Genomic DNA, 14,970 nt, shown 5'->3' with positions numbered 1-14,970 from the left:
TCATTAAGCTCTAAAATTAAGCAACCTATTTTAATATTTTTGCTCTTTGATAATTTCATTTGAATAAGATTATAAAAAGAAAAAATAGTAACTTTACTCAAATTTTAATCAACTCCATGAACAGATTTATTCCTTTTTTAATTATTGTTATCTTTTTTGCCTCCTGTGGTTCAAGCTTAGAGGAGGAAAATTCAGAAATGAGAGCTAAAGTGATTGCCGTTCACGATGAAGTGATGCCAATGATGGGTAAGCTGAAGTCACTCGAAAAGCGGGCTATCAGCGAGGCCTCTGAATTAGAGGCTGAAAGTTCCTCGGATTCTCTTAAAATTCAAAAATTAAAATCCTTGGCTTATGACCTTGAACAAGCCTATGAGGCCATGTTTGTTTGGATGAGGCAATATGACAATGAGAATGGAGAACGAAGCCCAGAAGAGGTGAAAGCTTATTTGGAAGAACAGATGGAAAAGGTGAAAGTGGTTAATGAGAATATTACCGCTGCTTTGAACAAAGCCGAGAAAACACTCAAAGATTAAAGGTTTTCAGGCTTTTCAGAAAGAAATTTCTCCACATCTTTTGAGCTGATCACTCCTTCCTCATTTCCCCAGATATTGTATAAATAAGTACTGATTTGGGAAATCTCCAAAGCTGTTAGCTGAGGATTAGCAGGCATGGCTTGGTTATATGCTTCTCCATTGACAATGATTTCTCCTTTTTGACCATTTTTCATTATCCAGACAGCTCGATGAATACTTTCTTTGAAGTAATCTGATTCTTTCAAAGGAGGAATGAGCTTTCCCAGCCCTTTACCATCCTTTTGATGACAGTTTGCACAGTAATTTTCATAAAGTGCTTTCCCATTTACGGCATACTTCATCACTTCTGGATTAGAAATTTGAGCCAGTGTGTTATCCTTATCGGATGATTTAGGTGAGCAGGCAAAAGTGGCTAAAAAAAGAAAACCTAATAGAAACCTTTTCATGACCCCAGCAATTTTGGAATATCCTTGATCAGGTTATCCACCTGGTCCGATTTGGTACCGTCATAGACGCCTCTGATATGGCCTTCCTGATCTACCAAAACAAAAGCCCCACTATGTAGAAAACCTCCCGGTTCATTCTGATCTTCCATTGCAGTTGTCAGATAACTTGTCTGGCCGATTTCATAGATTTTTTGAGGTTCTCCCGTAAGGAAATTCCAGGTTTTTGCATTCTCAATCCCCAGTTTTTTCGCATAATCTTTCAAGACTTCCTGAGTATCATAAGTAGGGTCAATGGAGTGGCTTAAAATCTTAAAATCAGGATTGTCCCCAAATGCCTCGTGAACTCGGAGCATCTCTTTTTTCATAATAGGGCAAATAGTAGGACAGCTAGTGAAGAAGAAATCAGCTACATAGACCTTGCCTTTGACATCTTGATTGGAAATTGTATCCCCTTCTTGATTGATAAAAGCAAACTCAGCAATTTGATGGTAAACAGTATCTCCAGCATCATCGACATGCCAATTTCCCAATTTCGGTAATACTTCCTGTGAACTTTCTTCACTGGCAGGTTTACACTGCCAAAATATCCAAACGCTAACTAAAGCCAGTATTCCAATTCCTTTAATCTTCATGGGTGATTAAGATTTTGATCTATATTTTTTATAAAGCCTGATTCCCAACATGAGCAGAATCCCGAGACCTATCAGTCCTACAATTCCCCAAACCATACTGAGGGTATTTTTTAATACTATCAGGAATACTATTGCAAAAAGCAACAGGGTAGAGGCTTCATTCCAAAGTCTTAACTGAGTAGAGCTCCATCGGGTTCGTCCTGCTTGAATTTCTTTGAAAAGTTTATGGCACCCCAAATGATAAGCGTAGAGCAAAACCACAAAACCCAATTTGGCATGCATGAATCCCAGTTCAAGGTACCCCATTCTGTAAGTTAAAACCCAAGTACCAAAAATCAGGGTTAAAATGGCAGAAGGCCAAGTGATAATGTACCACAGCCTGGAAGCCATTAAGTCCAATTGAGGTTTTAAGATTTCCCGTTCTGCTTCAGGGCGATCCATGGCTTCTGTCTGGTAGATAAAAAGACGCACGATATAAAAAAGTCCTGCAAACCAGGTGACTACAAAAATGATGTGAAGTGCTTTGATATATTCGAAACCCATTGTCAGAATTTTCGGCTAAATTAAGGCCTAATCCTTTTAACCCCTAAAGTTTTTGAAAAGTACTCGAATTCTATACCTTTTGTTAAGTCTGTCTGTTTTGGCTTTGGTAGTATATATTTTAAATGAAAGCTTCACTCAGCCCGGATTGGATCGATTTGAAGGGAAATACGAAGAACTTGGCTTTTATAGAAATGAAAATAATACTGGCCCGGTGCTGAGAATTTATGCGATAAAAGTCCTGAACGAGGAAGGCGACTGGATGAGAGAATTCGCCGAAATGCAGCCACATACTAAATATGGAAAAACACTGGTTTACTTTTTCTCCCCAGAAGCTCCTACAAAAATTGAACTTAGTCCTAAGTATCCTTATTTTCAAGCAAGTTTAGAGCCATTGGTTTTAGCAAGCTTTGAAAAAAGTCCCATGGGCCAAAGTAAATTCCAAGAAGGTTTTTCACAATGAGAAAAAGAAAGTCCTTAACTGAGTTTAAAAAAGGTGTTTTAGCCGGGGATAGAGTAATTCTCTCCCAGGCAATCACTCTTGTGGAAAGCAATTTAGAAACTGATTCCAAACTTGCAGGAGATTTGGTTCAAGAGCTTTTACCTTACGCTGGTAATTCTATTCGGGTGGGGATTACAGGTGTCCCGGGTGTAGGTAAGAGCACGTTCATTGAGTCATTTGGAAAAATGCTCGTTGAAAAAGGAAAAAAGGTGGCAGTACTTGCCGTGGATCCGAGTAGCCAAAAAACCAAAGGAAGCATTCTTGGAGATAAAACCAGGATGGAAAAACTAGCTTCCGATAAAAGGGCTTTTATTAGACCTAGTCCTTCAGGAAGTACTTTAGGCGGGGTAAGTTCCAAAACCCGTGAAGCCATGCTAATATGTGAAGCGGCGGGCTTTGATGTGATTTTGGTCGAAACTGTCGGAGTAGGGCAATCAGAAATTGCCGTGAAAGGCATGGTTGACTTTTTTCTCCTTTTGATGCTTTCAGGAGCAGGAGATGAGCTCCAAGGGATTAAAAAAGGAATCATGGAAATGGCTGATGGGATGCTAATCAATAAAGCAGACGGAGATAACCTGCAACCTGCGAAAAAAGCTAAAGCTACCTATCAAAACGCTTTACACTTATTTCCATTGGGAGAGAATAATTGGTCTCCTCAGGTTCTGATTGGTTCCTCTATTTCTGGTATGGGTTTGCCAGAATGTTGGCAAATGATTGAAGATTTTCAGAGTAAAATGTTGGGTAATGGATTTTGGGAGAAAAATCGGGCCGAGCAAAGACTCAAATGGCTGGATGATAGTATTCAGGCATTGCTGGGCCGAGCATTTTATATGCATCCTGCTATTCAGAAAAAATTGAGCGAAGGAAAAAAACAGGTTTTGGAAGGTGACCTAAACCCAATGAATCTTGCTAGAGAATTAACCTCTCATTTTTTGAAAAAATAAAGCCCCGAATTTTTTTCGGGGCCTAATCATTTATTTCATCATAAAGCCAGAAGGGCCTCTACCTACGTCAAAAGTTCTAACCGTGTTTCTTGATTTGTCAAGCACAGTTATAGTCCCATTTCCTTGAAATCCATTAGCATTTGCTACATAAATCTCCTCTTTTGAGGAATCAATACCAATTCCATAGAAGCCTGAACCTTCATACCATTTGGGCTGTAGGCTTGTTCCAAAAAGAGGCAAAACCCCAATTCCGTCCTCGTAGTTTGGCCATCCCGAACTGGTCAATATATATAAGGTATTAGAATTGCTCAGAGCGATTTTTCCCGTAGCATTGGCAATTGGATACCAATTACTGGTAGCTAGAGTGAAGTTATCCAAGTGGAAACTATAGATAACCACCTCATCTGCTTTGGATGAAAACAGATAAATCTTGCCATCAATTTCAAAAAACTGTGATGGGTTTCCTTCTACTTCAATGCTTTTAACCAATTCCTCTTTTTCAGCATCAATCACCTCTACTTTTCCTTCTTCAGAACCCGCAACTAAAATGAATTTCCCGAAGGAAATCAAATCTTCAGGTTTCCTGGAAACGGCGATCTTTTTGGAAACAGTTCCGCCTAAAGTATTTCTAACTACGGCGATGTATGAGCTGGGAGTTTTGAAATTAGCATCATAAGGTCCATAATCAGAGATAAAGAGTTTGCCAGAATTGACAGTCAAGGACCTAGGTTGATCCAAACCTGATGTCACTGCTCCCAAACTTTTGAAATCTCCGGGATTGACTATTTCCACCTTGCCGGTGTTGGCAATCAGATACATTTTATCATCTTCATTGACCATATCTTCCAATAATCCAGCAAATGGTCGTCCATTGGCTGCTTCGAAAATATCAGGCTTCAATTCATTGGTGCTTGGGTTTAAGTGGTATACTTCTCCATCATTGCTTCCAAAAGAACCTTCATTCATAATCAAGATTCCTCTGTCATATTCCCCAAGAGGTCTTTCAGGGTCATTTCCTATACAGGAAAAAAGGATGAGTAGACTGACAAATACTTGTCCTAATTGCAGTAGTTTAGTTTTCATAGTTGAAAGGATATAGTAAAATGGATAGATCTTCCAGGCATGGGTCTCAAATAGATAACCTGGTATTGTGTGTTTAATAAATTTTGGATTCTGACTTGTAGAGGAATTTGAATTTTAGAAATACTAAAACCGGTATAGGATATTCCCAGATCTGCTAAGAAGAATGGGGAAAGTGTTCTAGGATTGTCAGCTGTGATTTTTCGCTCTCCTGTGTAATTTGTTTGAGCCTGAATGGAGAATCTTTGAACTTGAGCCTGTAATGATAGTCCGGCTTGATGTCTTGGGGTGTAAGGGAGTTGCTTCCCCAATGAAGGATCATTTTGAGATATCCCAACCAAAGAGACTGCCCGGTTCAAACTATATTGCCATTGTGAAATCCAATCGACTGCTCCAGTTTTGAACTTCATTGAACCCTGATATTCTACTCCATCAGATCTCACTTTTCTGATATTTTGCGGTGACCAAAAGGAACCTTGAGGCAACCAAATAATCCAATTATCTACATTCATGCTGTAGAAAGTCAGACTTTGAGAAAATGAATTCTTTTTCCAATGAAGACCTGATTCCACATTCCAGCTATTTTCTGGTAATAATTCCGGGTTGCCTCCAGGTGACCAAAATCTGTCATTTAATGTGGGAACTTTGAAGCCTCTTCCTGCCGAGATTTTCAACTCCAGACTTTGATTTTTTTGTTCTAAAAAAGTCCAATCTAAACCAGCCCCCGGAATAAGCGGAACAAGCTGGTCTCCATATCCCAACTGACGTAGGTTTAAGGATAAACTCAGTCTGTTTGTAGGACTGTACTTTGCTGATTGGAATATTTCCAATCGCTCATCTGTGGCAGCATAGGTACTGAGATCTCCCTTTACTAATGTGATTCTTGCTCCTGAGTGAAAAGATAGTTGCTCAGTGGGGAAGTAATCCCAGGCTCCTCCCAGAATGAATTGGGATGTATTGTTCTCAATCCCGTTAAATATGAGTTCCTCCCGAACTAATCCAGATTGAAATGCGAGAGTACTTTTTTTCTTGAAAACCTCATAATTCATGGACCATCTCAAAGCTTGGTCCTCTTGAAAGTCCTGAGTAGAAGATCCCATGGGAGGCTGGATTTCCCTTTCAGCTTGATGAAGCCAAATGGAGGTTTTCAGTGATTTATTGTCGGAGATTCTCCAATTCAGATCAGTAACAATCCCCTTTTGAATCACTTGGGCATGATCCTGCTCTTGTATTGGAGTACCGGGGAGTGCCAAATTCCGGAATGGATATTTATTGGCTGCAAATTGATGATAGATTTTACTTTGCAGGGCCAATTTTTTGCCTGAAATACTTCCTTTGACATTGGTTTGATAATTTCCGAAACTGGAAAATTCCTGAGAAAGTAAGAGGCTAGACTTTTCCTGAAATCCAGCTTGGGATTTCAAGTTAACACTGCCGCCGATTGCTTCATTTCCCAGAAGAGCACCGGATGAACCAAATTGTAAGCTTGCCTGATCAATGGCAAATACGGGTAACAATGAAAAATCACTTTGTCCGAGAGAAGGACTATTGAGGGGGATTCCGTTCCAAAAAACCGCGGTATGTCCAGCCGAACTCCCTCTAAAGGATGGGGAAGCCAGCATACCAGGCCCATAAGAGCGGATAAAAACCGGACTTTGGTCAACAAGGAGATCAGCCAAGCTCCTGCTTTGGTAAGCTTCTAAGTCTTTTTGGCTCCACTTAATTGACTTCTGACCCTGCCCGAATCGCTCATAGGCAGGGGATATCACTTCAATTTCTTGAAGTCCAACTGTATCGATTTTTTGGATATCAGATCCAAAAAATGTGAATGCCCACACTAATAAAATCATGCCTAATCGAATCAAAGGTTGAATTCGATCCGGGCTTGAAGAGAAATGGGAAGAAATGAAATAAGAGGGTATACTAAACCCAGTAATTGCATGTCTTCTTCGCTTTTCCTCCGAAAGCACAGAATCAACAGAATCAGGCAGGTCTCCTGGCTTGTCTGACTTTCACTGGCCTTCTCAAACCAAAAAAAAATGGTTCAATGGCTTTGCTTAGCGAAAGCTTTTCAAATTTCTGAGTAAATCAGAAAAGCGCAGACTTACAGTTGCGGGGACAGCTTCGGTATTTCACCGAATTCCCTATTAATCCCTGATCTAAGTTTTAGATCGGGAACCTGTTTCTGATGCAAACATAGAATCATTTCGAATCTGAAAAAAGCAGTTTGAAAACATTTTTTGTAAAGCGACTGATCTTATCCTTACTTTGAACTTTCAAAAATCAGATTCAGGTGAAGCGAATTCTTTTCTGTAAAATTTTTATTCTATTGATTGTCAGTGCTCTGTCCTGTCAAAAAAAGCAGAGAGATCAGGTTTTTTCAACTGAAAAAATTAGCCTTTCTTATGCACAGGGGTTTGAAATTGAAAAAGGGGATGGCTTTTGGGTTCTTACAGTAACTCAACCATGGACCGGCGCAGAAGAGGATTTTACCTACTTAGTACTTGAAGAAAATCAAACTCCTCCAGAAGGTGAATTTGATGGGTTTATTAAATTACCCACCCAACATATTGTCTTGACATCGACAACCCAGATTCCTCATTTGGATCTTTTGGGGCAAACCTCCAAACTCAGAGCCTTCCCTAATCTGGATTTGATTTCATCCCTCAAAGTATGGGAAAGAATTGAGCAAGGGGAAGTACAAGACTTGGGTTCAGCTCCTTCCGCCAATATTGAGTTGATCTTGGATTTAAACCCGGATTGGGTGATGATATCCACTTTGGGAGAGGATTTGAAAAGTTTACAACTGCTAAAAAACGCGGGGATCCCTGCTCCGATTAATGGGGAGTATGTAGAGCAGCATCCCTTGGGGAGGGCTGAATGGATCAAATTTACAGGAGTATTACTGGGTGATTATCAGAAATCTTTGGAAGTATTTGAGGCTATTGAGAAGGATTATCTAGAGTCTCTGGAATTGGTGAAAGAAATCGAAACTAACAAGCCAACTGTGCTTTCCGGAGTGTTGTATCAAGATATTTGGTATGCTCCCGGGGCGGATAGTTGGGGAGCCAAAATTCTTCAAAATGCAGGAGGAGAGTATATATTTGGTGATAAGAGCGGCACTGGGAGTTTGCAATTGAATTATGAATTTGTATTGGATCAAGCCTTGAATTCTGATTTCTGGATAGGTTCGGCTGATTTTTCTAACTTGGAAGAAATGGGTAGTAATGAGCCCCGATATCGGTCTTTTGCTGCATTTCAGAAAAGGAATGTCTTTACCTATACGGGTAAAAAGGGGCCTAAAGGAGGATTAGAATACTTTGAATTAGGCTATATGCGGCCAGATTGGGTTTTGAAGGATATTATCAAAATCCTTCATCCGGAATTGCTTCCAGATTACGAACTTTATTTCTATACCAGATTGGATGAGAAGTAGCCGAAACAGTTTTCTTTTAATTGTATCAGTAGTTGTATTAGTACTGAGCCTTTTTCTGAATATTAGTTTGGGTTCTGTTACTATTTCTACTGGAGAATTATTGGACGGTCTTTTTTTTAACAAGTGGGAGAGGGCATCCTTTGAACAAATTATTTTGAATTATCGCTTTCCGAAGGCGATTGTCGCTGTTTTAGCGGGTATAGGCCTCAGTATTTCCGGGCTTCAAATGCAAACTTTTTTTAGGAATCCATTGGCAGGTCCTTATGTTTTGGGAATAAGTTCCGGGGCAGGTTTTGGGGTAGCCATTTTGATTTTGGCAGGATCAATTTTTGGTTTTGCTTCCACTGCCATCAGTCCTTGGGCCACTGCTTTTGCAGGGACATTGGGAGCTGGGTTGATTTTAGCACTAGTAAGTTTAGTAGCTTGGAGAGTCAAGGATAGCATGACTTTATTAATTGTTGGGATCATGTTCGGAGCAGCGGTTTCTGCTATCATCTCTGTTTTGGCGTTTTTTTCCGGAGCCGAGGCATTGAAACTTTTTACCATCTGGTCTTTGGGTAGCTTAGGTGGATTAGGTTGGAATCAGGTTGGTCTCTTGTCATTTGTGGTGTTTCTGGGTTTGATTCCGGTGATATTTTCTATCCGATCTTTCAATGCATCTCTTTTGGGAGAATCTTATGCAGAAAGTATGGGAGTTAATCCAAATAGATTGCGTTGGTTGATGATTGGCAGTACGGGATTACTCGCTGGGGCAATTACGGCTTTTTGCGGTCCTATTGCCTTTGTCGGGATTGCGGTGCCGCATTTGGCCAGGATAGTTTGGAAAACTTCCGATCACAGGATATTATTCCCGGCTTCAGGTATTTGTGGGGCTATTTTATTATTGCTCTGCGATGCGGTAGGTCAGCTTCCCGGATCTGCTCAAAGCTTGCCAATCAATGCTGTAACTTCCTTGATTGGGGCTCCTTTGGTGATAGGCTTGGTTCTTCGAAAAAACTTCAGCAAAGAGTTCTGATATGAGAAGAGAAGTAATTGTTGGTGCTAATTTGTCTTTGGGTTACCAATCCGGTAAATCCCGTAAAGAAGTGTTGCAAGGAATAAACTTTAAGCTTTTTTCCGGGGAACTCACCTGTTTATTGGGCCCTAATGGGGTGGGTAAGTCAACCTTGATCAAAGCGATTATGGGAAGACTTCCCGTTTGGGAAGGAACATTGACTGTTCAAGGCAAATCGATTAATCAATTTACTCAGAAAGAACTCGCAAAGAATCTAGCAGTTGTTTTGACGGAGCCTTTTATTCCGGGGAATATGACCGTTACTCAACTCGTCAGCTTGGGCAGAACTCCTTATCTGAACTGGTCTGGATATTTATCAGATTTGGATAAAAAGGCAGTTTACAAGGCTATTGAGGATACGAAAATAGCATATATCCAACATGAGAGGCTTTCTGATCTGTCTGATGGGCAGCGCCAAAAGGCTTTTATAGCTAGAGCCCTAGCTCAAGATTCTCCGATCATGGTTTTGGACGAACCCACAGCGCATTTAGATTTAGTAAATCGCTACGAGATCATGCAATTGCTGCGAGAGATATCGGTTCAAAAGGGAAAGTGTGTCTTGGTGATTACGCATGATTTGGATATTGCTTTAGAGAGTTCTGATCAGATTTGGTTGATGAACTGCGGAGAGGATCTCCTGAAAGGTCTTCCTGAAGACATGGTGATTTCCGGAAATATTAATCATCTTTTTCCTCAGGAAAAATTTGAGTTTAATACCCAGCGGGGAAGAGTTGAAATCAAAAACCAGCCTGGAGATTTTGATATTGAAGGCCCTCTGGAATTGATTTTTTGGCTGAAAAAGGCCTTGACAAAAGCAGGAATATATCAAGTGAATGGACCGATTAGGATTAAAAATGAGCCTTTATTTATTTTTCATAAAGGTAAAGAGTACGGTTCTATAGAGTCCTTTATCGGCGGTTTGAGGATTGGGAATAAGTAAGTTATTATCCCTATAGAAAAAGTAGAGAATTGTATTTCTGAATCACTTTTTTTATATATTTGTCACACTAATTATTTGTATGACACAAGAGCAATTCGCAAAATATTCCTTCCTACTTGACCGTACAGCACGAAAGGTCAAGCAGTACGCTCAGCAGCAGTTTAAACAGGGAGATTTTGATGTGACTGTCGATCAATGGTTAGTTTTGAAAAATTTATCGGAACATGGCTTATTGAGTCAGACTGAGCTTGCGAATTTGGTGTTCAAAGATCATCCTACTTTGACTCGAATTATCGATTTGCTTTGCAAGAAAGGGTATGTTGAGCGAATCCCCCATCCTCAGGATAGAAGGAGTTTTCAGCTTCATCTGACGGATTCTGGGGTGGCTAAAGTGACTTCGCTGAGACCAAAAATTCTGGAGATTAGAGAAAAGGCTTGGGAAAATCTAAACGAGAATGATTTTGACGAGTTTAAGAGAATTCTGAATACAATCTATCAGAATTTGGATGGTCAGGTGATGGAAGAATAATAATTAGTGTACTAATAGTAATTATACGAACAATTTGAATTTAAAGGGGTTTTCCCATAAAGTTTATACAAGATGATTCATACTGATATTTGCATCATAGGAGCTGGACCAGTCGGTTTATTCGCAGTATTTGAGGCAGGATTGCTCAAAATGCGATGTCATTTGATTGACGCCCTACCACAAGTAGGTGGTCAATTGTCCGAAATTTATCCTCAGAAACCTATCTATGATATCCCGGGATATCCTGAAGTTAAAGCTCAGGAGCTTGTGGATAACCTGATGGAACAGATCAAGCCATTCTCTCCAACTTTCACTTTGGGAGAAAGAGTTGACCACTTGGATAAGCAGGAAGACGGGAGCTTTGTGGTGACTACCAGCGATAAAACGCATATTCACGCAAAAGTGATTGTGATTGCGGGTGGTTTGGGTTGCTTCGAACCAAGAAAGCCTGTTTTGGAGAATTTGGATGCATTTGAAGGAAAGGGAATCACTTATATGGTGAAAAATCCAGAAACCTTCCGTGATAAAAAAGTGGTGCTTGCTGGTGGAGGAGATTCTGCTTTGGACTGGACTATTTTCCTTTCCAATGTTGCACAAAAAGTAACTCTGGTGCACAGGAATGAGACATTCAGAGGTGCACCTGATTCTGCTGCGAAAGTATTCGACCTAGCCAATCAGGGTAAAATTGATTTGATCCTTTCGGCTAATTTGAAAGAAGTTGGAGGAAACGGAAAGTTGAACTCAGTGACTTTGGAGGACAAATCCAAAGCTGAAATCAAAATCGACACAGATTATCTTATCCCTCTATTTGGATTAAGTCCGAAATTGGGTCCAATCGCAGATTGGGGATTATCTATAGATAAGAATGCCATAGAAGTAGATACAAGAGATTATTCTACTGGGGTGGAAAGAATATATGCAATTGGAGATATCAATACCTATCCGGGTAAATTGAAGTTGATCCTTTGCGGATTCCACGAAGCTGCTATTATGATGCATTCTGCCTTTAAATATGTTTATCCTGATCAAAAATTGAGCTTTAAATACACTACAGTCAATGGTGTAAACTCATTTTAATGCTACTTTTGCGTCATGGTAAATTTCATTGTAGAAGATAACGACGGTAATCGTCAGCCTGTCGAAGCTCCAGATGACATGGGTTTCAGCCTGATGGAAATTCTAAAAGCATCTGATTATCCTGTATTGGCAACCTGTGGGGGTATGGCTCTTTGTGCTACCTGTCATGTTGAAATTTTGGAAGGAAAAGATGGCTTGGGAGATGCAACTGATGCAGAACTTGACCAGTTGGAAAACCTGCCTGAATATTTCCCAACTTCCAGGCTTGCATGTCAAATTAGAATTTCTGACGTCTTGGAAGGAGCCGTAATTAAGCTCAGAGGAGAAGACGTCGTCTAGAATATTTATACTCAACTATTCGAAACCACTCAGTAATGGGTGGTTTTTTTTTATTAAATTTTTCGGATATTGACTAAAGATAAATCGAAATGATATGAGATTTCTTCTTCTATTCTTCCTTTTGCTCCCTGGATTTGGTTTTTCTCAAATTACAGATGAACAGAAAATAAATTCTGTGGCAATCAATCAAGTCATCAATGATTATAAAAAGGCAAGAGAAACTGGGGATTCGGTTTTATTAAAATCTATTTTCACAGAAGATATTGATCAATTGGTGTCCAGTGGTGAATGGCGCAATGGGGCAACTGAAGCAATTTCAGGGATGGTAAAAAGTTCAGTGAATAACCCTGGATCTCGAGTTTTGAAAGTTGAAAAGATTAAGTTTTTGTCCAGCGAAGTGGCAATGGTAGATGCCAGGTATCTTATAGATCAAGCGGACGGAACTCAAAGGAAGCTCTGGAGTAGCTTTATATTGGTTAAGAAGAAGGGGAAATGGCTGATTTCAGCTATTAGAAATATGGACCCAAGGGATTGATCTGAAATTTTCTTTCAAAAATTTTTCAAGAGTTGATGTATCATTTTTTTCAGCAGCTTCGTATTAAAGTTAGTTTTTAAGCACTATTTATGAAAAGGTATTTCGTCATCCTATCGGTTTTAATTTTATCCTCTTGCCAGCTTTTTGAATCTGAAAACAGAGTTTATACGCTGGAGGAATTGGAATTGCTTTATGCTGAAATCAAGCAGACGGCAGAGTCCGAAACCTGTAATAATTCAAATGATTGGGGGTATGTTGCCCTGGGGAGTAAACCATGCGGCGGGCCATGGGAATATATTGCTTATTCAAAGAAAATTAACGTGGATGATTTTTTGAAGAAGGTCAAGCAATACAATCATTTGCAGGCTGAAGACAATAAAAAGAATAATCGGTTCTCTGATTGTATGTTTGTAGGAGAACCAAAGGGAGTACGTTGCGAGAATGGTAAGCCTATTTTGATATACCAGAATTAATCAAAAAGCTTAACTCCGAGTGTTAATTCTAATTCAATAGGCTGTTGGATTTTTTCTTCTATTTCTTCTTTGATCTCTTTAAAATCCTGATTGCTTAATTCATGGTCAGAAAGAATAGTCACAGAAAGACGTAAAGGACTGAGGCCTATGACTTTTACATCCCTGAGTAAACCATGTGGAATTTCTTTTCCACTCAATTGTTGAATTAATTGATTTTCCCGAACCATTTCTCTGAAGCTCAGCACTAATGGTGCGGTCACCAAAATTAAAATCCCCACACTGATCAAAATTCCTTTCTTAGCTAGGCGGAATGGACTAAATCCAAGAAGCATGAATGTCAATGCTGCAGCCATTACTATCCCCGCTAGGTTCGTTCCGAGTAACAGGGATGCTCCCCAGAACACATTCCAGTTGCCCCATCCCAGTCCAATACCAGCTACGGCTAAAGGGGGTACCAATGCTACAGAAATTGCAACACCTGCCAAAGTTTTGGCTATTTCTTCTTTGGAGTGAGCATATGCTCCTGCTATCCCTGAAGCCACAGCAATCCCCAAATCCAATAAATTGGGACGAATTCGGGCTAATATCTCAGAATTCATGGTTTTGAGCGGAGTAAGCCAAGTGATAAATACCGCAAAAATGATCCCCAACACTACTCCCCAAAATATGGTGATCAGGCTATTTTTGATGAGAATTCCATCTTGTCTCAAAGCGCCCATTGCCAAGGAAATAATGGGTCCCATCAAGGGTGCCAAGATCATAGCTCCGATTACCACCGGACCTGAATTTCCGAAAAGTCCAAAAGTTGCGATCATTGTGGATAAGGCCATGAGTACCAGGTAAGTGGAGGAGGTTTGAGAATTTTGTTTTAATAAAGTAAATAGCTCCTTGAACTCTTCAGAAGTTGCATGCCTTACCCAAGGAAGGTAGCCTTTTGTGAGTTCCGTCCGTAATTTTCCCATAGGTAAAGAAGAAACATTCAGCTCCTTCTTCTTTTCTTCCTTTTCTTTGCTTGAATCAAAATCAGAAAATATCCTTACTTTGTTTTTAGAAATTCCCAATTCCAGTTTTTGGGATTTATTCTCTTGACCATCCGAAGCGAAAGTAAACTCTTCCTCACTTTCTATAGTCATTTTTTCAGTGGAGATATAGCTCAAAAAGTCTGGGATTGCACTTCCTTTAATTGGGAAAAAGAGGTTTTGAAGACCAAACCGAATGATTGAAAAAAGGCTTTTTGGGGCCAAAATAATTACATGCATCAAGCCTTCATTCAATCCTGAATCTTTGATGACTCGTTTGAAAATAAGGTTGCTCTCACAATGCGAAACTGCCAAGATGCCCATGGCAGCAATCTCAATGGTTTTTTCTTCTTCTTTTCCGTAGGTGATTTTATAACTTTTCAATTTTACTCTTCTGAAAAGTTTTAGAAACCTTCGAAATCGTTCTTTTAGGTTTTGAAAAAAGTTATTTTCAAAAGAATCATACAAGATGCTAAGGGATTCTCCGATGACCAGGGAATTCATACACAACTCCCCGTTGATTTCAAGTAAATCAAATACCTCTACTTCCTCTGCTTCAAGAAAGTGGTTAAATGCTTTTTCTTTGGAAGATGCCACTCCCAAAGATTTGGCGATTAGGATGAGTTCAGGATGGGGGAGAAAAGCTATGGATGGACTATTTTTGTTTGCCTCTTCGATAATCTTTTTGCTTTGCTCATCACTGACCCAAAACAAAATGTTATCCTTTGAAGAATAGTCTTGAAGATTAAATTGATCAAATGAAAGTTTGGATTGAGGTTGAACTTCCAGTTTCTCAAAAAAGGAATTTTGATCTTCCTCAGGAAGATTTTGATCAAAAACTAATACGAAATCCCGCATACTTAAAAATAGCTATTGTTTAGCTGAATACTA

General features: G+C 39.7%; 17 protein-coding genes and 1 riboswitch. Of the genes, 11 read left to right on the top strand and 6 right to left on the bottom strand.

Annotated features, from left to right (window positions below; all coding sequences use genetic code 11):
- The first annotated feature begins 116 nt into the window (after positions 1 to 116).
- Positions 117 to 533: a hypothetical protein gene (locus tag FL972_RS05785; protein WP_144604127.1), complete on the top strand. Its 417-nt coding sequence runs from the start codon at positions 117 to 119 to the stop codon at positions 531 to 533.
- Here the strand turns inward: FL972_RS05785 and FL972_RS05780 are convergent.
- Genes FL972_RS05780 through FL972_RS05770 form a run of 3 tightly spaced genes read right to left on the bottom strand, consistent with a single transcriptional unit; the run spans position 530 to position 2,154 of the window.
- Positions 530 to 979 carry a c-type cytochrome gene (locus FL972_RS05780; RefSeq protein ID WP_144604126.1) on the bottom strand — a complete coding sequence of 150 codons (450 nt, stop codon included), beginning with the start codon at positions 977 to 979 and terminating at the stop codon, positions 530 to 532. The genes FL972_RS05785 and FL972_RS05780 overlap by 4 nt on opposite strands.
- Positions 976 to 1,611, bottom strand: coding sequence for an SCO family protein (locus FL972_RS05775; protein ID WP_144604125.1), 636 nt, complete (start codon positions 1,609 to 1,611; stop codon positions 976 to 978). Before FL972_RS05775 ends, FL972_RS05780 begins: the two co-directional genes overlap by 4 nt.
- Before the next feature lie 6 nt (positions 1,612 to 1,617).
- Complete coding sequence (locus FL972_RS05770; protein WP_144604124.1) at positions 1,618 to 2,154, bottom strand: CopD family protein; 537 nt, start codon at positions 2,152 to 2,154, stop codon at positions 1,618 to 1,620.
- A 52-nt stretch (positions 2,155 to 2,206) separates the two neighbouring features.
- Here FL972_RS05770 and FL972_RS05765 point away from each other — a divergent pair, with 52 nt between their 5' ends.
- Together FL972_RS05765 and meaB are read left to right on the top strand one after the other, a co-directional pair.
- Positions 2,207 to 2,614, top strand: coding sequence for a hypothetical protein (locus tag FL972_RS05765; protein ID WP_144604123.1), 408 nt, complete (start codon positions 2,207 to 2,209; stop codon positions 2,612 to 2,614).
- The gene (gene meaB, locus FL972_RS05760) at positions 2,611 to 3,597 is read left to right on the top strand and encodes a methylmalonyl Co-A mutase-associated GTPase MeaB (RefSeq protein ID WP_144604122.1); all 987 of its coding nucleotides are present in this window, start codon (positions 2,611 to 2,613) and stop codon (positions 3,595 to 3,597) included. Before FL972_RS05765 ends, meaB begins: the two co-directional genes overlap by 4 nt.
- A 30-nt stretch (positions 3,598 to 3,627) precedes the next feature.
- Here meaB and FL972_RS05755 read toward each other — a convergent pair whose 3' ends face one another.
- Both FL972_RS05755 and FL972_RS05750 read right to left on the bottom strand, forming a co-directional pair.
- The gene (locus FL972_RS05755; protein WP_144604121.1) at positions 3,628 to 4,680 is read right to left on the bottom strand and encodes a DUF5074 domain-containing protein; all 1,053 of its coding nucleotides are present in this window, start codon (positions 4,678 to 4,680) and stop codon (positions 3,628 to 3,630) included.
- Positions 4,677 to 6,527: a TonB-dependent receptor gene (locus tag FL972_RS05750; RefSeq protein ID WP_144604120.1), complete on the bottom strand. Its 1,851-nt coding sequence runs from the start codon at positions 6,525 to 6,527 to the stop codon at positions 4,677 to 4,679. Before FL972_RS05750 ends, FL972_RS05755 begins: the two co-directional genes overlap by 4 nt.
- Before the next feature lie 119 nt (positions 6,528 to 6,646).
- Positions 6,647 to 6,875, bottom strand: a riboswitch (cobalamin riboswitch).
- 95 nt (positions 6,876 to 6,970) lie between these two features.
- Between FL972_RS05750 and FL972_RS05745 the strand changes: the two genes are divergently transcribed.
- From FL972_RS05745 to FL972_RS05710, 8 genes are all read left to right on the top strand, one after another.
- The gene (locus FL972_RS05745) at positions 6,971 to 8,113 is read left to right on the top strand and encodes an ABC transporter substrate-binding protein (RefSeq protein WP_144604119.1); all 1,143 of its coding nucleotides are present in this window, start codon (positions 6,971 to 6,973) and stop codon (positions 8,111 to 8,113) included.
- Positions 8,103 to 9,128 carry an iron ABC transporter permease gene (locus FL972_RS05740; protein WP_144604118.1) on the top strand — a complete coding sequence of 342 codons (1,026 nt, stop codon included), beginning with the start codon at positions 8,103 to 8,105 and terminating at the stop codon, positions 9,126 to 9,128. The genes FL972_RS05745 and FL972_RS05740 overlap by 11 nt, the downstream gene beginning before the upstream one ends.
- A 1-nt stretch (position 9,129) precedes the next feature.
- Positions 9,130 to 10,107 carry an ABC transporter ATP-binding protein gene (locus FL972_RS05735; RefSeq protein WP_144604117.1) on the top strand — a complete coding sequence of 326 codons (978 nt, stop codon included), beginning with the start codon at positions 9,130 to 9,132 and terminating at the stop codon, positions 10,105 to 10,107.
- A gap of 79 nt (positions 10,108 to 10,186) precedes the next feature.
- On the top strand, positions 10,187 to 10,636 hold the full coding sequence (locus FL972_RS05730; RefSeq protein ID WP_091655083.1) for a MarR family winged helix-turn-helix transcriptional regulator: 450 nt from the start codon (positions 10,187 to 10,189) through the stop codon (positions 10,634 to 10,636).
- A gap of 72 nt (positions 10,637 to 10,708) precedes the next feature.
- Positions 10,709 to 11,713 (top strand): NAD(P)/FAD-dependent oxidoreductase, encoded by a 1,005-nt coding sequence (locus tag FL972_RS05725; RefSeq protein ID WP_091655084.1) that lies wholly within the window; start codon positions 10,709 to 10,711, stop codon positions 11,711 to 11,713.
- A gap of 15 nt (positions 11,714 to 11,728) precedes the next feature.
- Complete coding sequence (locus FL972_RS05720) at positions 11,729 to 12,052, top strand: 2Fe-2S iron-sulfur cluster-binding protein (RefSeq protein WP_091655085.1); 324 nt, start codon at positions 11,729 to 11,731, stop codon at positions 12,050 to 12,052.
- A gap of 94 nt (positions 12,053 to 12,146) precedes the next feature.
- On the top strand, positions 12,147 to 12,587 hold the full coding sequence (locus tag FL972_RS05715) for an SgcJ/EcaC family oxidoreductase (RefSeq protein WP_144604116.1): 441 nt from the start codon (positions 12,147 to 12,149) through the stop codon (positions 12,585 to 12,587).
- Between the two features lie 89 nt (positions 12,588 to 12,676).
- Positions 12,677 to 13,060 (top strand): hypothetical protein, encoded by a 384-nt coding sequence (locus FL972_RS05710; RefSeq protein WP_144604115.1) that lies wholly within the window; start codon positions 12,677 to 12,679, stop codon positions 13,058 to 13,060.
- Here FL972_RS05710 and FL972_RS05705 read toward each other — a convergent pair.
- Positions 13,057 to 14,937 (bottom strand): TIGR00341 family protein, encoded by a 1,881-nt coding sequence (locus tag FL972_RS05705; RefSeq protein WP_144604114.1) that lies wholly within the window; start codon positions 14,935 to 14,937, stop codon positions 13,057 to 13,059. The two genes, FL972_RS05710 and FL972_RS05705, sit on opposite strands and share 4 nt — an antisense overlap.
- Between the last annotated feature and the right edge of the window lie 33 nt (positions 14,938 to 14,970).

The sequence above is a fragment of the Algoriphagus algorifonticola genome (genome assembly GCF_007655305.1).
Classification (GTDB): domain Bacteria; phylum Bacteroidota; class Bacteroidia; order Cytophagales; family Cyclobacteriaceae; genus Algoriphagus; species Algoriphagus algorifonticola.
This window is presented reverse-complemented; position numbering and strand designations above follow the sequence as displayed.